Below are 17,153 nucleotides of genomic sequence, written 5' to 3'. Positions count from 1 at the left end.
CCGCATGTCCGCCGACGCTCCCACGACCCCGGTGACCCGGGGCTCGTTCTGGCGCCGTCGCGCGATCGACCTGCTCCTCGTCGCTTCGGCCGGGTGTACGCGGGCGCGGCTCCGCTGATCCCTCGCGTCCCGATGTGACGCGTGCGGTGCCGCGCTGCCCCGGCGTCCCGATCACTCCACGTCGCGAGGAGCACCCGAGTTGACCACGTCCATCGTCCGGCCGTCCGTCGAAATCCACCCCCAGCTGACCGACCCGCTGCTCCCCGAGCTGCTGCACCCTTCGCGGCTGCTCTGGACCCCGCGTGAGCTGGCCGACCTGACCACCACCGTCACCACCGAGCTGACCTCGGGCCTGCGGGGCATCCTGCGGTTCGACGAGGATCGCCGCTGGTGGGCCCGGCTGGCCCTGACCGACGGCGTCGAGCTGTGGCTGCTGTCGTGGCTGCCCGGCCAGCACACGAAGCCGCACGACCACGGGGGCGCGTCCGGCTCGTTCACCGTCCTGCACGGCGAGCTCGGCGAGGAGTACCGCTACCCGGGCGGCCCGATCCGGCGCCGCACGCACGTGGCCGGCGAAGGCATCGGCTTCGGCGCGGGCCGCGCCCACCAGGTCACCGGGATCGGCGACCAGCCCGCGGCGAGCGTCCACGCGTACTCGCCGCCGCTGGTGGCGACGCGGGAATACGCCTCGCTCGCCGACGTTCCGGCGGAGATCCCGCCGCTGCCCGCTATCGTCCACGGATGAGCGCGATCGATGCCGTCTTGGAGCAGGCCCGGTCCGGCTTGGACCGGGCCGGGCCTTCGCGGGCACAAGAGCTGCAGAAGGCGGGCGCGCTGCTCGTCGACATCCGGCCGTTCGCGAACCGGCAGGCCGAGGGCGAGATCCCGGGGGCGGTGATCGTCGAGCGGATCCACCTGGAGTGGCGGCTCGCGCCGGACAGCGAGTGGCGGCTGCCCGGGGTGACGGCCGATTCGACGGTCGTCGTGCTGTGCAACGAGGGCTACTCGTCGAGTCTCGCGGCGGCGGACCTGCAACGGCTGGGACTGCGCAACGCGACGGACCTCGAAGGCGGGTTCCGCGCCTGGGCTGCCGCCGGCCTGCCTGTGCAGACCGGCGGCAGCCCCGCGGTGCCTTAGGCCAGCGCCGGGGCGACCCGGGACGCGAACAGGTCGATGCCCGAGCGGTCGTACGCGGCTTCAGGGAAGTTGAAGATCGCGTAGGACATGCCCAGCTCGCCCATCGCGGCGAGCTTTTCGGTGACCTGCTCGGGTGTGCCGGTCGTCGGGCTGTTCACGAAGACGCCGTGCCAGCGCTCGGCGGCGTCCGCCGGAGCGTACTTCTCGAGGTGGGACTTCAGCCAGGCCAGCTTGTCCTGGACGTCCTTTTCGGTCTCGCCCAGCACGACGTTGTGGTTGGCCGAGCGCACGATCGCGTCGAAGTCGGTGCCGACGTCCTTGCAGTGCGCGGCGAGGATCTCCGACTTGCGGGTGAAGGTCTCCGGGTCGCCGGCGAAGTTCGTGTACTTCGCGTACTTCGCGGCGATCCGGAGCGTCTTCTTCTCGCCGCCGCCGGCGATCCACAGCGGGAGGCCGCCTTCCTGCGGCGGCAGCGGACGAAGGATGGCTCCGTCGGTCTTGTAGTGCTTGCCGTCCAAAGTGGACGTCCCGGTGGTCCAGAGGTCGCGCATGATCCGCACGCCCTCGTCGAGCTGCCCCAGCCGCTCACCGGCACCCGGGAAGCCGTAGCCGTAGGCGCGCCACTCGTGCTCGTACCAGCCGGCGCCGATGCCCATCTCGACGCGGCCGCCGGAGATGGTGTCCGCGGTCGCGGCGACCTTCGCGAGGTAGGCCGGGTTGCGGTACCCCATGCAGGTGCACATCTGCCCGAGCCGCACGGTCTCCGTCGCGGCGGCGAACGCCGAGATCAGCGACCAGGCCTCGTGCGTGGCTTCCTCGGTCGGGACCGGCACGGTGTGGAAGTGGTCGTAGACCCAGATCGATTCGAAGGGCCCGGCCTCCGCGTGTTTCGCGAGGCCGAGCATGGTCTTCCAGTGGTCCGCGGGATCGATGCCGGCGAGGTCGAGCCGCCAGCCCTGCGGGACGAACATTCCGAAGCGCATGCGGCCAACCTAACGCCGCCCGGCCCGCCGTGCGCAGCGATTTCCGGGCTGGAGCAGCTCCAGGTCAGGCCAGGACGACGCGCGCCAGCTCCGCCGGCGCCGCCAGCAGGCCGTGCTTCGGGAGCACCCGGACCGTGTAGCCGACCGATCCCGGCCGCGGGAGCTTCAGGCGGGCCGCGAACGCGCCGATGCCGTCGGCGGTCATCGGGACCGTCACCGTGTCGCGCAGCTCGTCGTCGTCGCCGACGCGGCCGACCACCGCCTGGATGTCCACTTCGGACGGATCGAGGCCCGCCAGGTCGATCCGCGCCCTGATCGTCACCTCGGTGCCGACGACCAGGCGCTCGGACGCCTCGACCAGCAGCTCCGAGTCGAAGATCCGCAGCCGCGGCCACGACACCTCGAGCTTGGTGCGGTAGTCCGCCAGGGACAGGGCGCCGCGGTAGCCGTCGCCGGTCGCCGCCGCGACCGTCCGGGATGCCGGGAGGTAGCCGTTGTCGACGTACTCGCGGACCATCCGGGACGCCTGCACGCGCGGGCCCAGCGTCTCCAGCGTGTGCCACACCATCGACAGCCAGCCCGTCGGGACGCCGCCGTCCGAGCGGTCGTAGAACAGCGGCGCGATCTGCTGGCCGAGCAGCTCGTACAGCGCCGCGGCCTCGAGGTCGTCGCGGCGCAGCGGGTCGGTGACGCCGTCGGCGGTCGGGATCGCCCAGCCGTTGCTGCCGTCGTAGCACTCGTCCCACCAGCCGTCGCGGATCGACAGGTTCAGCCCGCCGTTCAGCGCCGACTTCATCCCCGACGTCCCGCACGCCTCCAGCGGCCGCACCGGGTTGTTCAGCCAGACGTCGCAGCCGCGGTAGAGGTACCGCGCCATCGACATGTCGTAGTCGGGCAGGAACACGATCCGGTGCCGGACGTCCGCGCCGTCGACGAACCGGACGATCTGCTGGATCAGCTGCTTGCCGTTCTCGTCGGCCGGGTGGGACTTGCCGGCCACGACGACCTGGATCGGCCGGTCCTCGTGCAGCAGCAGCGTCCGCAGGCGGTCCGGGTCGCGCAGCATCAGCGTCAGCCGCTTGTACGTCGGGACGCGGCGGGCGAACCCGACGGTCAGCACGTCCGGGTCGAACACGGAGTCCACCCAGCCCAGCTCCAGCGGCGACGCGCCACGCTGCAGCCAGGCCGCGCGCACCCGGCGCCGCACCTCGTGGACCAGCTTCTCGCGCAGCTCGCGCCGCAGCTCCCACAGCTGGGCGTCGGAAACGCCGTCGCGCAGCGGGCCCTCGCCGACGTCGAGGCCCCACTCGCGCCCCAGCAGCGTGCTCAGCTCGCGCGCCACCCACGTCGGGCCGTGGACGCCGTTCGTGACCGACGAGATCGGCACCTCGTCGTGGTCGAACCCGGGCCACAGCCGGGAGAACATCTTCCGCGTGACGCGTCCGTGCAGCTGGGACACGCCGTTCGCGCGCTGCGCCAGCCGCAGGCCCATGTGCGCCATGTTGAACAAGCCGGGGTTGTCCTCGGCGCCGAGCGCGAGCACGCGCCGCGGGTCGATGTCCGGTACCAGGCGTCCGTCGTTGAAGTACCGCTGCACCAGGTCCACCGGGAACCGGTCGATGCCCGCGCTGACCGGGGTGTGCGTGGTGAACACCGTGCCGGCCCGGACCGCGGGCATGGCCTCGTCGAACGCGAGCCCATCGGCCTGGACGATCTCGCGCGCCCGTTCCAGCCCGAGGAAGCCCGCGTGTCCCTCGTTCGTGTGAAACACCATCGGCTGCGGGTGGCCGGTCAGCTCGCAGTACTTCCGGACCGCGCGAAACCCGCCGATCCCGGCCAGGATCTCCTGCCGCAGCCGGTGGTCGGCGTCGCCGCCGTAGAGCCGGTCGGTGACGCCGCGCAGGTCTTCGTCGTTGGCCTCGGTGTCGGTGTCGAGCAGCAGCAGCGGCACCCGCCCGACGCGGGCTTGCCAGATCTGCGCGCACAGCTCGCGCCCGCCCGGCATCGCGACGCCGATCAGCACCGGCCGCCCGCCCACGGTCAGCAGCTCGAGGGGGAACGCGTTCGGGTCGATCACCGGGTAGTGCTCGACCTGCCAGCCGTCGAGCGACAGCGACTGCCGGAAGTAGCCGTTGCGGTAGAGCAGCCCGACGCCGATCATCGGCACGCCCAGGTCGGACGCGGCCTTGAGGTGGTCGCCGGCCAGCACGCCGAGGCCGCCGGAGTAGTTCGGCAGCGCTTCGGTGACGCCGAACTCCATCGAGAAGTAGGCGACCGCGGACGGCAGTTCGGGGTCCTCGCGGCGCTGGTACCAGCGCGGCTCGGACAGGTACTTCTCCAGGTCTTCGGCCGCGGCACGGGCGCGCGCGAGGAAGTCGTCGTCGACGGCGAGCTCGTCCAGCCGGGCGGGCGGCAGCTCGGTGAGCATCCGCAGCGGGTCGCGCACGGCGTTGAACAGCTCGGCGTCCATCGACGCGAACAGGTCGCGCGTAGGCGGGTGCCATGTCCAGCGCAGGTTGGTGGCCAGCGCGCCCAGTCCGGACAGGGACTCCGGGAGGCTGGCGCGGACGGTGAACCGGCGGACTGCACGCATGGGAAGCGACGATATCGGGCCGGGGCCCGCCCTGCGCAGGGAGTAGTTCGGGGATAACGCGCACACCGCCCGAAGGCCCTGGGTAGGGTCCTGCCGTCGGGTACGGGTGGGCACGAGAGCGAGTGAACGAGAGATGATCCCAGGGGGACGACGGCGCGCGCTGGTCGCGTTGCTTACTGTTGCGGCGGTTGCGGCCGTGGCCGTGAGCGGGTGCGACGGCAAGGGCGGTTCCGGGAGCGGGCCGGTGAAGGACACCGGCGCCGGATCCGTCGCCGGGCTGCCGGTGACGCACTTCGAGAGCGGCCTCAAGCCGGACGCGCCGACGCCGAAGATCGACGTCCGCAACGCCGCGGGCACCGAGGACGACAAGCTCGCCACCGCCGCGATCGACGACGTCCAGACGTACTGGGGCGAGCGGCTGCCCGCCGACTTCGGGCAGCAGTTCGAGCCGGTGAAGTCGCTGCTGTCCTACGACTCGCAGACCGACACCGAACAAACCGGCTGCGGCAGCGTGAAGAAGCTCGTCAACGCGTTCTACTGCGCCTCCGACGACTCGGTGGCCTGGGACCGCGGCGTGCTGCTGCCGATGCTGCGCCAGCGGTTCGGCCCGGTGTCCGTGGTCGTCGTGCTGGCGCACGAGTTCGGCCACGCCGTCCAGTACCGGCTCGGCGACAAGGCCGGGTTGACCAAGAGCACCCCGACCGTGGTCAAGGAGCAGCAGGCCGACTGCTTCGCCGGCGGCTACTTCCGCTGGGTCGCCGAGGACAAGAGCAAGTACTACCGGGTGTCGACGTCCGAAGGCCTGAACCAGGTGATGGCGGCGATGTTCCTGATCCGCGACCAAGCGGGCACCAGCGGCGCCGACCGCGGCGCGCACGGCACGGCGTTCGACCGCACCTACGCGTTCCAGGCCGGGTTCGAGAAGGGCCCGAAGGAGTGCGCGGGGATGACCACCGAGAACGTCCAGGCGCGGCTCACCGAGCGGCCGTTCGACAAGGGTGACAAGGGCAAGGGCGACGCGAAGTTCGACGGCAAGACCGTCGACCTGCTGAAGAAGAGCCTCGACGAGGCGTTCAAGCGGGCCGGGGTGGCCGGGCCGGAGATCACCGACGGCGGCAGCTGCCGGACCACGCCGCCCGCGTCGTACTGCCCGGACGACAACTCCGTGAGCATCGACATGGCCAAGCTGGCCCAGCTCGCCCAGCCGATCGACCGCGCGGCCGAGATGAAGGGCGAGGACCCGGGTGGCATGGGTGACTTCGCCGCGTTCGCCGAGGTCGCTTCGCGGTACGCGCTGGGCATCCAGAAGGGCGTCGGCGCGTCGATCGACAACGCCAACGCGGGCCTGCGCACCGCCTGCCTGGTGGGGGCGTGGGCGGCGTTCACCAACCGCCCGGGCGACCTGCGCCTCTCGGCGGGTGACCTCGACGAGGCCATCGCGGACCTCCTGCAGCCGGAGAGCCTCGTGTCGGCGGACGTCAACGGGAAACGCCCGGACAGCGGTTTCGACCGGGTCGAATCGCTGCGCCGCGGTTACCTCGAAGGTTCGTCGGTCTGCTCGAAGCAGTACGCCTGAACCGGAGCGAAGGCCCTGACCACGGCCAGGGCCTTCGCGCTGTTCAGAGGCTGTGGGCGGTGATGTCGCCGACGCTGGTGCTCGCGTGGATGGCGAGCTGGGCGGTGCCGCCGGCGTTCCGGAGCGAGTTGCGGATCCGGCCGTGGGACGTGCCCGCGTCCAGGGACGCCGAGACTCCCGCGGCGGCGCCGACCTCGACGTCGCCGGCGTCGGTGCGCAGCACGACCGCGCCGCTGACCGCCTCGGCGACCCGGATGTCGCCCTTGCGGGTGCGGATCTCCGCGGGACCGGTCAGCCGGGCGATCGAGACGTCGCCGGCGGCCGTGGTGAGGCGGGCGCCCGCGGTCTCGTCGAGGGTGATCGCCCCGTGGTCGCTCTCGACGACGACGTCGCCGAGCCGTCCGGCGGTCCGGAGTTCGGCACTGGCCGCCTTGACCTCGACGCGGGAGCCGGCGGGCAGGTGGACCGTCACATCGATGGTCCCGGAGGGGCCGAAGTACTGGTTCTTCGCCGAGGCCTCGACCCGCAGGACGCCGTCGCGGTATTCGACCGTCGTCTGCTCCGCCACCTTCACGTCGCGGCTCTTCGAGGCGTCCGCGGGGACGATCTCGACGGTGGTGTCGGCCCGGTCGGCGGCGACCAGGTGGAGGCGTCCCGCGGGGACGGCGACGACGGCGGAGATGGGGGCGGGAGTGGCGAACGTGGACATGGTGGTGACCTCCTGGACTGTGGTCCCCGGGTGGGAACCGGTCTGCTGGAAACCACCTTCGTGCGCCCGGCTGACACCGCCCGGTCACCGGGCTGACGCGGCCCCTGACACGCGAAACGGCCCCCACCCGAGGGCGGGGGCCGTGGGCCCGGGCTCTAGAAGAGGGCGCTGGCCAGGTCGCGGCGGGCCTTCATCACGCGCTCGTCGGCCGGGTCGAAGAGGTCGAACAACGCCACCAGGTGCTCGCGGACCTTGTTGCGGTCCTCGCCCGCCGTGCGGCGGACCACGTCGATCAGGCGCTTGAACCCGGCTTCCACCTGGTTCTCCGCGATCTCCAGGTCGGCCGCGTCGAGCTGGGCGGTCAGGTCGGACGGGTCGGCGTCGGCCTTCGCCCGGGCGTCGGGGTCCGCCTTCTCCGCGCGGGCGGTGAACCTCACCTGGGCCAGTGCGTTCTTCGCCAGCTCGTTGGCCGGTTCGACGTCGAGGATGCGCTCGTACGCGGCCTGCGCGGCGGCGAAGTCCCCCCGCTCGAAGGCCTCTTCCGCTTCGGTGAAGCGCGGGTCCTCCGGCTCCTCTACCGGGCCGCCTGCCCCCTCCGCGTCGCGGATGCCCGGCAGCTTGTCGCGCAGCGCGTCCAGGAGCGAGTTGATCCACTTGCGGATCTCGGGCTCGGGCAGCGCGCCGGAGAACGCGTCGACCGGCTGGCCGCCGGCGATCGCGACGATCGTCGGGATGGACTGGGCACCGAACAGCTGCGCGATCCGCGGGTTGGCGTCGACGTCGACCTTCGCGACGACCCAGGCCCCGCCGGACTCGGCGGCCATCCGCTCCAGCACCGGGGACAGCTGCTTGCACGGGCCGCACCACTCGGCCCAGAGGTCGACGACCACCAGCTGGTGCAGGGACCGCTCCACGACCTCGGCCTGGAAGGTCGCCTCGGTGACGTCGATCACGGCCTCGCCCGACGGCGGCGGTCCGTCGCCCGAGGGGGCGGGCCCGCCCGCGGGCGGGGCCGGCTGCTTGCGCGCCGCTTCGGCGCGGGCCTTGAGCGCGGACAAGTCGACCGCGCCGGACAGGGCGGCGGACAGGGCCGCTGACTTCGCTGCAGATCCGCGTGGTTGGGTCACGGTTCCATCCTGGCACGGGCGCAGGAGGCATTTCACGGGTGCCTGTCCCGAGCGGCGGCGCCCGCTTGGCAGGACGGCGCCGCTGAGGCAGGCTCGGCCGGGTGCACATCCGGCGTGACGTGAAGGTCGGCCTGTCGATCGCGGCCGCCGCCGTCTGGATCGGCGCCGTGACGCTGCTCATCGTCCACGAACCCGACCCGGGGGCGGCCTCCCCCGCCGAGCTGCGCGACCGGCTCACCGCGGCGCTCGGCGCCCACGACTCCGACGCGTTCGCCGGCCTGCTCGACTACCCCGGCTCGGGCGGCGACGACTTCGCGAAGGACTACGTCGGCGTGCTGGCCGGCCACGGCGTCCACGACGTGCACGTCGAGCTGGGCCCGGACGCGGCCGCACCGACCCGCGCGACGATCGCGGGCACCCTCGCCGACGGCAAGCCGTTCAGCTACCCCCTGGCGGTGACGAGCGAAGACGGCCGCTGGACGATCGCCCTCACCCCGCCTCTCCCCTGACCGCCCCTGACCAGAGCGCCCCAATGGGGTTGTTTCATCGTGGTTTGTGCTGCTCAGGCCGGGTTGACCGAGCGTGGTAGTAGTCAGCCTGCGGTGGACTGGACAGTGCCGCGGATGCTCTGCTCATGCTGGGTCAACACGAGCAGAGCCCGCAACAGAGTCGTGGCATGGCGGGGATGACAGCGGAGCTTGGTCAGGATCCGCCAGGATTTGAGGGCGGCGAAGCCGCCCTCCACCGCGCACCGCATCGCGCTGAAAGCCGCATTGGCCTGCTGCTGTCCCTCGGTCAACGGCCGTTTCGCCTCGGCCTTGTACGGGGTGAGCACGACCTGCTCACACGACCTGCCGCACCCTGGGCAGTCACGACTCTCGCGGACGTCTTTGTGCCAGCCGTGAAAGCCCTTGTCCCCGGCCGGGGACAGATCATGCTCGTGCAGCCGCTCCCGTAGCCCCAGCCGCCGCGACGCGGTGATGTCGGCGGTCTTGCCCGGCAGCGCCGCCGACACCCAGACCAGCCGGCCGTCCTCGCCGGTCAGGGCCAGCACGAGCAGCCCGTGGTGTTTGTGTTTGCCGCTGTAATTGGCTCGGTTGGCTTTTCCGCTGCGGCGGCGGGTCCGGATCAGGGTTCCGTCGATCAGCACCACCGCCGAACCCCGGGCGAGCAGCCGCCGCAGGACCCGGTCCAGCCGACGGGCGCGGGCGGCGAGCAACCCGATGACTTCCAGCACCCACCGGCGCACCGTGCTGGCCGAGACCCCGTGACCACCGCCGATGTCGGCCAGGCGCTGGTCGTGGCGCAGCACCGCCAGCACCACCAGTGCCTGCTCGGCGGGGGTGGCTTTGCGCCACCGCGACCGCACCTGTCGTCGGTGGGTGCGGATCAGGTCGGCGACCATCTGCAGGGTCTGACGCGAGAGGGGAAGGGTGACCTGGTAAGAAATGGGGTTGAAGCCCTCGGCGGGTTGTTGACTCACATCTCGATCTTGCCGAGGGCTTCACTCATGCCCGGGTCACCACGCCGGTCCGGCAGCGCTTCATTGCCAGGTCAGTCAAACAGCCCGGCCAGGCTGCTCTCACCAGCACAAACCACGATGAAAAATGCCCAATGTGGCGTTGGTTGCGTCCAACGCACCGAACGCCACATTGGGTGCGTCCAACGCACCGAACGCCACATTGGGGCGTTTGAGACTCAGGCGTCGCGGAGGTGGGCTTCGATCCGGTCCACCTTCGCCTCGAGCTGGCCTTCGAAGCCGGGGCGGATGTCGGCCTTCAGGACCAGGCCGACGCGGGCCGAGCCTTCGCCCGCGGCCTCGACCGCGCGCTTCACGACGTCCATGATTTGGTCCCACTCGCCTTCGATGTTCGTGAACATCGCGTTGGTCGAGTTGGGCAGCCCGGACTCGCGGACCACCTTCACCGCGCGCGCGACGGCTTCGCTCACGCCGCCGTCGGGATCCCCGCCGGACGGGCTGATACTGAACGCGACGATCATGCTCGGAAGTCCCTTCTTCGGTGTTCTTTCCGCCGGTCGTGCGACACCCGCCGGTACCCGCTGGTAACTTCGCGTGTCATGAACCGTCCGCTGCCGTTCGACCCGATCGCCCGCGCGGCCCGGCTGTGGGAGGACCGCATCGGGCCCTCCGGGACCATGGCCGCGGTGACCGGGGTGATGCGGGTCCAGCAGATCATCCAGTCCGCGGTGGACGGCGCGCTCAAGCCGCACGGCCTGACCTTCGCCCGGTACGAAGCCCTGGTGCTGCTCACCTTCGCCCGCAGCGCCAGCCTGCCGATGCGGGTGATGGGCGAGCGGCTCCAGCTGCACCCCACCAGTGTCACCAACATAGTCGACCGGCTGGAGCGCGACGGGCTCGTGAAGCGCGTCCCGCACCCGACGGACCGCCGCACGACGCTCGTGGAGATCACCGGCGAAGGCCGGACGCGCCGCGAGGCCGCGACCGAAGCCGTCACCGCGATCGACTTCGGGCTGAGCGGGCTGACCGAGCGGCAGACCGAGCAGCTGACGGACCTGCTGACGAAGGTGCGCCGCGCCGCGGGGGACTTCACCGAGTAAGCGGTCCGCTGCGGATCGTCCACAGGGGAGCAACAAAAAAGGCCCGCGCCGGAAGCGCGGGCCTTTCTCACGGCTTGGGAATCAGGCGGCGACGGGTTCCTTGACCTGGAACAGGCCGACACCGCCGTGGGACAGCCGCTGCGGGCCGTCGAGCTTGCCGTTGCGCAGCGCCCACTTCTCGAACAGCCAGGTGAACAGCGGCGGGATGCTCGCGAGCAGCGCCAGGACCAGCGTCTTCGGGCGCCAGCCGAGCGGTTTCGCCACGGACAGGGAGACGACCAGGTAGAGGACGAAGATCACGCCGTGCACCATGCCGAGGACGGGGACGCCGCCCTCGTGAGAGGAGTGGACGACGTACTTGAGGAACATCCCGACCAGCAGCCCCGCCCACGAAAGGGCTTCGGCTACCGCGGCCACGCGGAACACTAGAGCGGCCTTGCTGGACACTTCTTCCTCCTGTGGGGTCTCACCACGTTGTTCATGGCATAAGAAAACGCCCGACGCACCGTCCAAGGCGGACTGCCTGTGGACGTCAACGGCGCTGTCGGACGTGCTGATACCAGTGTGAGGCGTGACGGCCCTCACGGGAACACCGGGGCCCGTGACGATGCTCACGGCCGCGGTCCACTGTGGTCTGGACCACGGCCGTGAGCGTACGTCTACCCCGCGCAGGGCGAAGCCGGAGCGGACGACGGTGACGTCCCCCACGTCACCGTGGCGTCCCCGGTGAGGGAGAACTGCAGCGTGGCGCCGTGTTTCAGCTGATCGAAGCCGACGTACACGCGGTCACTCGGCTTCGAGCCGACCTTCAGGCCCGAGACGTACTGCAGCTTCGAACCGTCCGCGCCCGGCGCCTGGATCGTGACGTCGCGCCCGTTCTCCAGGTGCAGGACGGATTTCGCGAATCGCGGTGCGTTGAGCACGAAGTTCCCAGTCCCCGGGACGGCGGGGTAGAGGCCGAGGGCACTGAAGACGTACCAGGCCGACATGGTGCCGAGGTCGTCGTTCCCGGTGACGCCGTTGGGCGCGTTGGTGAACAGCGTGTGCGCCGCCCGCACGACCGTCGACGTCTTCGACGGCTGTCCGGTGAGCGCGTACATCCACGGCGAGTGCAGGTCGGGTTCGTTGTTGGGGTTGTAGCGGAACTGGTCGTAGTAGTCGTACGGGCCGACGACCCAGTTCTCGCGCACCGCCGTCGCCGGGTTCTTCACCAGTTCGTCGTAGGCGAAGAAGTCGTCGAGGCGCTTCCCGGTGGCCGCCGGGCCACCCATCCGCCGCATCAGGCCGGGCACGTCCTGCTGGACGAGCCACTGGTACTGCCAGGCCGTGCCTTCGTGGAAGCCGTCCTGGCTCTGCGGGCTGTACGGCTTGTCGGCGGGTGAGAACCACGCGCCGCCGAGGACCTTCGGGCGGAAGAAGCCGGTGAAGCCGCGGTCGGTCAGGCTTTCGTCCCACAACGTCCGGTACGTCCGGCCCTTCGCGGCCAGCGCCGCCGCGTCGTCCTTCTTGCCGAGCGCGGCTGCCATGACCGACAGCGAACAGTCACCGAGCGCGTACTCCAGGGTGGCCGACGCGCCGTGGTTCGGGTCGGTGTCCTGGCCCTTCTTCGGGAAGTCGGGGTCGTACTGGACGAACCCGTCCTGCTGGTAGCTCGCGTTGCCTGAGCGGCCCTGGAACGGCGACGCCGCCGGCGGGATCTCGCGCGAGTTCTGCAGCAGGGCCTGGTACGCGTGCATTTCTTCGCCCGACAGCGCGCCGAAGCGCCAGAGGTCGACCAGGAACGGCGTGACCGGGTCGCCGGTCATCGTGTTCGTCTCCTGGCTCGCGTACGCCCACCGCGGCAGCCAGCCGCCCTGGTCGTGGATGGCGAGGATGCTCTTCGCGATGTCGCGCGCCCGATCTGGCCGCAGCAGCGCCAGCAGCTGGTTCTGCGAGCGGTAGGTGTCCCACAGCGAGAAGAAGTCGTAGTACGTCCAGCCGACCGCGCGGTGGATCTTCTTGTCGAAGCCGTAGTAGCGGCCGTCGGCGTCGTTGGCCGTCAACGGCTGCAGCAGCGCGTGGTAGAGCGAGGTGTAGAAGACCGTGCGATCGTCGGGCGTCCCACCTTTGATGTCCACAGTGGACAACTCACGACGCCAGGTGCGCTGGACATCGGACTTGGCCGCGTCGAACGACCGGATGCGCTCGGCCGCCAGGTTCACGCGGGGTCCGGCCGCGTCCACCTGGGAGATCGCCGTGGTCGCCGTGACCTGGCCGCCACCCGCGAAGGTCAGCCACGCGCCGCGCAGGCCCGCACCACCTTCGGACGAGCGGGAGCCGGGCGTGCCACCGGTCGGCGACCACGTGCCGAACGTCTTGAACGGCTTGTCGAACTTCGTGGTGAAGTACGTCGTGTAGGGCTTGCCGCCGCAGAACGCCTGCGACTCCACGGTTCCTTCGACGGTCCGGTCGTCGACGACCCGGATGCTGCTGCCGGTCACCGGTTCCTTGTCGTTGGCCTGACCGACGTTGACGAAGACGTTGGCATCACCGGGTTTCGTGAAGGTGTACCGCTCGACACCCGCGCGGGTCGCCGCCGTCGTCTCGACGTCGACGCCGCCGTAGCCGGTCAGGTGGACCTTGTAGTAGCCGGGTTTGCCGACTTCGCCGTCGTGGGTGAACGGCGCGGCGTACTGCTTCTGGTCGAAGGTGGCCGCTTTCGCGGTGTCGAACGCCTTGCCGGGGCCCACTTCCCCGGTCGTCGGCAGGGTCGAGACCAGGCCGCCCTGCTCCCAGCAGCCCGCGCCGGACAGGAAGAAGTGCCCGAACCCGCGGATCGCGGTGTCGGTGTAGCGGTAGCCGGCGTAGTGCGAGGTGATCGGGCTGACCTGCGTCATCCCGAACGGCGCCGAGGCACCCGGGAACGTGTTCCCCTCGTCCTGCGTGCCGATGAACGTGTTGACAGTGTCTATTGCGGCAAGGGCGTCCCCTCCGGACGCGGACGCGACCGCGGGACTCACCCCCGTCGCCACCACGGCGAGCGTCAGCGCGCCCACCAGGATCTTGTTGTTCAAAACAGCCTCCGGAGAACAGGAAAGGCCGCCCGCGCGGAACGCGGGCGGCCTTTCAGTTTTTGATCGTCACGAACCGACGGCGATCGCGAACACGTGCAGGGCGCCGCCGCTGACGTTGCCCGGCAGGGTCACGCTCGCCACGGTCTTGCCCGCGTCGAGGGTGATCGGGTTGGTGCCGAACACCATCGTGCGGATCTGCTGCGGGTCGCCGCCCGAGGCGTTGCGGTACGGCGTGGACAGCACGATCCGGTTGCCGAACGCCGGCTGCGCGTTGCCGCCGCCGAGGGTCCAGTCGGAGAACCCGATGGTGGCGGTGGACTTGCTGCCGTCGGTGTAGGTGACCGTCAGCGTGCCGGACGCGTTGCCGTTCGACGCCGAGCCGAGCAGCGCGAGCCGTCCCGAGCCGGAGACGTTGACCGTCTGGCCCGAAGCGACCACGTTGTCCGGGTCGCCGGCCGGGAACGACGGCCAGGTGAACTTCAGGCCGTCACTGGTGACCGTGGCGCCCGGGGCGGCCCCGGCCGCGGCCAGGGCGTCGGCCGAGTAGCTCCAGCCGCCGCCGTCGAAGTTCGCCGCGGCGGGCTTCGCGTCGGGCGAGATCCCGGCGTTGTTCACCGTGGCGAGCCAGCTGTTCGGCTGCGCCACGAGCACGGTCAGCACGGCCTGCGAAGAGGCCACGCCGGGTGCCGAGAACGTCACCGGGATGCGGCGGGCGCCGTCGGCCAGCCCGGCCGGGACGCTGACCGTCAGCTCCACCTGGGCCTTGCCCGCGGCGGGCACCGCGATGCCGCCGGACGCCGGGGCCAGCGTGATCCCGTCGGCGCTGCCCGCCGAGTACGTCCAGGTCCGGGCCGTACCCGAGAGGTCCTGGACGCCCACCGAGACCTTGGACGTCGACCCCGCCGGCGTCACCGCGCGAGCCGGGTTGACGAACGACAGGCTCGGCTTCTCCTGGTCGCGGAAGGACGGCGGGGCGTCGGCCGGCGCGCTGCCCCACGCGGTCGGGGTCGCCGACAGCGTGTAGTCCAGGGTGCCGCCGGTGGACACCAACGCCTCCGGCATCCACGCCTTGGCCGCGTCTCCGCCGTTGACCTTCAGGCCCGCGATGTAGTCGCCGGTCCCGGAGGTCGTGACGGTGATCTTCTTGCCCGCGCCGGTGGTCAGCACGGCCTTCGGGAAGAGCGGCGTGTTGAGCACGAACTCGGCGCGGCCCGGGATCTCCGGGTAGATGCCGAGCGCGGCCCAGACGTACCACGACGACATCTGACCGAGGTCGTCGTTGCCGATCAGCCCTTCGGGACGCGGGTTGTACAGCTCGTTCATCGAACGCCGGACGATCGACTGCGTCTTGGCCGGCGCGCCCGCGTAGGAGTACACCCACGGGGCGTTCGAGTTCGGCTCGTTGCCCATGAACGCGTACGGCAGCTGCGTGCCCGCGTTGAGCTGCGTGAAGAAGGTGTCCAGACGCGACTGGGTCGCGGTGTTGCCGCCGAACGCGGTGACCAGGCCACCGAGGTCGTAGGGCACCATCCAGTCGTACTGGGCGCCGTTGCCCTCGACCCAGCCCTCGGAGCTGGCCGGGTTGTAGGTGCCGGCGAAGGAGCCGTCGGCGTTGCGCGGCTGCAGGTGGCCGGTGCCCGGGTTGTAGAGGTTCTGCCAGTACTGCGCCCGCTTCATGAACGTCGTGTACGTCGCGGAGTCGCCGAGCCGCTTGGCGAACTGGGCGATGGCGAAGTCCGCGCTGGTGTACTCGAGGGTGTCGGCACCGGCGCCCGGGACGTACCCGAGGGTCTGGTAGTCCTCCAGCCCCGGCCGCTCGGTGTAGCCCTGCGTCGGCTGGGTGGCACCCTTGATCATGAGCAGCAACGCCTTCTGGGCGTCGAAGTCACGCGCGCCGAACGCGTACGCGCTGGACACGATGATGTGGTACGGGTCGCCGTTCATCACGCCGGTGTAGTCGTTGGCGACCGTCCAGCGGTCCCACGAGCCGCCCTGCTCGGCGTAGGCCATCATCGACCGGACGATGTCGGAGGTCTCCTTCGGCGCGATCGTCGCCAGCAGCGGGGTCTCGGAACGGTAGATGTCCCAGCCGGAGAAGTTCGTGTACATCGCGTGGGCCTTGTCGGCCTTGTGGATGCGGCCGTCGAAGCCGGGGTACTGACCGTCCACGTCGGAGAAGACGTTCGGCTGGATCAGCGAGTGGTACAGCGAGGTGTAGAACGTCGTCAGGTGCTCGTCGGAGCCGCCGGTGACGGCGATCTTGCCGAGCTGGTCGTTCCACGCCTTCCGCGCGGCCGCGGCCACCGTGTCGAACGGCTTCTTGGCGTTCTCGGCCTTGAGGTTCGCCTTCGCGCCGTCGATGGACACAAAGGACAGTCCCACCTGGACGTTCACCTGCGCGCCGTTGAGGTTCGCGAAGGTCACGTACCCGCCGCTGCCCGGGCCGGACACGGTGGTGTCCTGCGTCTTCGCCTTGGCCGGACGCGCGATCGACGCGCCGACGCCGTTCGGCTGCGCGACCTTCGCCTTGGCACCGCCGGTTTCGGCGGCCTTGTTCGGCGTCACGGCACCGTTCTTCCACGTGCCGATCGACTCGAACGGCGTGTCGAACTTTGCCGAGAAGTAGACGCGGTAGCTGTTGCGCGCCCCGCAGAACCGGCCGCTCGTCGCCCAGCCGCTGATGGTGTCCTTGCCGATGGTGATCGACGCGTCGTCGGTGCCGTTGACCGAGCCGGACGTGTTGACCAGCAACGTCGAGGACGCGCCCGCCGGGTAGGTCAGCCGCGCCGAACCGGTGCGCTGGGTCGCGCTCAGCTCGACCTTCGCGCCGCTGTCGAGGGTGACGTCGTAGGCGCCCGCCGTCGCGTGTTCGTTCGCGTGCGAGAACTTCGACGTGTAGTGCCCGGGGTCGGTCGCCGGGGAGGTGGTGACCTCGCCGACGTACGGGATGAACGGGATGTCTTCATACGTCGAGCAGCCCGCGCCCGAAAGGTGCGTCAGGCTGAACCCGGTCAGCGCGTTGTCGTCGTAGAAGTAGCCCCCGGGCTGGGACTTCACCGTGTCCGGGCTCCACTGGACCATGCCGAACGGCACCACCGCCCCCGGGAACGTGTTGCCGGCACCGCCCCCGGTGCCGTGGTCGGCGCCGCCGGGCCGGGTGCCCACGAAGGGGTTGACCCACTTCGCGTAGTCGGTACTCGCGGCTGCCGCGGCGGGCACAGCGGGAGCCACCGCTGCCGCCACCGCCAATGTCAGAAGACCTACTCCGGCTCTCCAGCGCGCTCGCGCCATCGCCATCGCCTCTCCACCTCGTCCAGCGCGACCGAAACGGTGAAATGACAACCTTGTCGCGCAGTCGGTCGAACCGGGTCACCTTGGGCAGCGGCTCACCAAGC

Annotated in this window: 14 protein-coding genes; 5 read left to right on the top strand and 9 right to left on the bottom strand. The window is 70.6% G+C overall.

The genetic code is table 11. The features are described 5' to 3' along the window. Window positions 1-199: 199 nt before the first annotated feature. Together CF165_RS28475 and CF165_RS28470 are read left to right on the top strand one after the other, a co-directional pair. Window positions 200-745: a cysteine dioxygenase gene (locus CF165_RS28475; protein ID WP_093950668.1), complete on the top strand. Its 546-nt coding sequence runs from the start codon at window positions 200-202 to the stop codon at window positions 743-745. Beyond that, window positions 742-1,137, top strand: coding sequence for a rhodanese-like domain-containing protein (locus CF165_RS28470; RefSeq protein ID WP_093950667.1), 396 nt, complete (start codon window positions 742-744; stop codon window positions 1,135-1,137). Before CF165_RS28475 ends, CF165_RS28470 begins: the two co-directional genes overlap by 4 nt. On the opposite strand, the gene CF165_RS28465 is transcribed toward CF165_RS28470, so the two are convergent. After that, entirely contained in the window at window positions 1,134-2,120 is a 987-nt protein-coding gene (locus CF165_RS28465; protein WP_093950666.1) for an LLM class F420-dependent oxidoreductase, read from the bottom strand. The genes CF165_RS28470 and CF165_RS28465 overlap by 4 nt on opposite strands. 64 nt (window positions 2,121-2,184) lie before the next feature. Then, entirely contained in the window at window positions 2,185-4,713 is a 2,529-nt protein-coding gene (glgP, locus tag CF165_RS28460) for an alpha-glucan family phosphorylase (protein ID WP_093950665.1), read from the bottom strand. Window positions 4,714-4,846: 133 nt separating this feature from the next. On the opposite strand from glgP, the gene CF165_RS28455 reads away from it, so the two are divergent. Further along, window positions 4,847-6,289, top strand: coding sequence for a neutral zinc metallopeptidase (locus CF165_RS28455; protein ID WP_093950664.1), 1,443 nt, complete (start codon window positions 4,847-4,849; stop codon window positions 6,287-6,289). Between the two features lie 43 nt (window positions 6,290-6,332). Here CF165_RS28455 and CF165_RS28450 read toward each other — a convergent pair whose 3' ends face one another. Both CF165_RS28450 and CF165_RS28445 read right to left on the bottom strand, forming a co-directional pair. Continuing rightward, window positions 6,333-6,998, bottom strand: a complete 666-nt coding sequence (locus CF165_RS28450; RefSeq protein ID WP_093950663.1) for a DUF4097 family beta strand repeat-containing protein — start codon at window positions 6,996-6,998, stop codon at window positions 6,333-6,335. A gap of 155 nt (window positions 6,999-7,153) precedes the next feature. Then, window positions 7,154-8,125 (bottom strand): tetratricopeptide repeat protein, encoded by a 972-nt coding sequence (locus CF165_RS28445; protein ID WP_093950662.1) that lies wholly within the window; start codon window positions 8,123-8,125, stop codon window positions 7,154-7,156. A 101-nt stretch (window positions 8,126-8,226) separates the two neighbouring features. Here CF165_RS28445 and CF165_RS28440 point away from each other — a divergent pair, with 101 nt between their 5' ends. Further along, window positions 8,227-8,634, top strand: coding sequence for a Cif family virulence factor (locus CF165_RS28440; protein ID WP_093950661.1), 408 nt, complete (start codon window positions 8,227-8,229; stop codon window positions 8,632-8,634). 83 nt (window positions 8,635-8,717) lie between these two features. On the opposite strand, the gene CF165_RS28435 is transcribed toward CF165_RS28440, so the two are convergent. Together CF165_RS28435 and CF165_RS28430 are read right to left on the bottom strand one after the other, a co-directional pair. Further along, the gene (locus CF165_RS28435; RefSeq protein WP_205661000.1) at window positions 8,718-9,530 is read right to left on the bottom strand and encodes a transposase family protein; all 813 of its coding nucleotides are present in this window, start codon (window positions 9,528-9,530) and stop codon (window positions 8,718-8,720) included. A gap of 293 nt (window positions 9,531-9,823) precedes the next feature. Beyond that, complete coding sequence (locus CF165_RS28430) at window positions 9,824-10,126, bottom strand: thiamine-binding protein (protein ID WP_093950659.1); 303 nt, start codon at window positions 10,124-10,126, stop codon at window positions 9,824-9,826. Between the two features lie 78 nt (window positions 10,127-10,204). Here CF165_RS28430 and CF165_RS28425 point away from each other — a divergent pair, with 78 nt between their 5' ends. Then, window positions 10,205-10,705: a MarR family winged helix-turn-helix transcriptional regulator gene (locus tag CF165_RS28425; RefSeq protein ID WP_093950658.1), complete on the top strand. Its 501-nt coding sequence runs from the start codon at window positions 10,205-10,207 to the stop codon at window positions 10,703-10,705. A gap of 81 nt (window positions 10,706-10,786) precedes the next feature. Here CF165_RS28425 and CF165_RS28420 read toward each other — a convergent pair whose 3' ends face one another. The 3 genes from CF165_RS28420 to CF165_RS28410 form a co-directional block, all read right to left on the bottom strand. Then, window positions 10,787-11,152 (bottom strand): DUF3817 domain-containing protein, encoded by a 366-nt coding sequence (locus CF165_RS28420; protein ID WP_093950657.1) that lies wholly within the window; start codon window positions 11,150-11,152, stop codon window positions 10,787-10,789. A 212-nt stretch (window positions 11,153-11,364) separates the two neighbouring features. Beyond that, a complete protein-coding gene (locus tag CF165_RS28415; RefSeq protein ID WP_093950656.1) occupies window positions 11,365-13,758 on the bottom strand; it encodes a GH92 family glycosyl hydrolase in 2,394 nt (797 codons plus the stop codon). Between the two features lie 66 nt (window positions 13,759-13,824). Next, window positions 13,825-17,049 (bottom strand): GH92 family glycosyl hydrolase, encoded by a 3,225-nt coding sequence (locus tag CF165_RS28410; protein WP_093950879.1) that lies wholly within the window; start codon window positions 17,047-17,049, stop codon window positions 13,825-13,827. Between the last annotated feature and the right edge of the window lie 104 nt (window positions 17,050-17,153).

This window comes from Amycolatopsis vastitatis (assembly GCF_002234595.1).
Taxonomy (GTDB): Bacteria; Actinomycetota; Actinomycetes; order Mycobacteriales; family Pseudonocardiaceae; genus Amycolatopsis; species Amycolatopsis vastitatis.
Note: the sequence above shows the minus strand (reverse complement) of the source record. Positions and strands in the feature narration are given on the sequence as shown.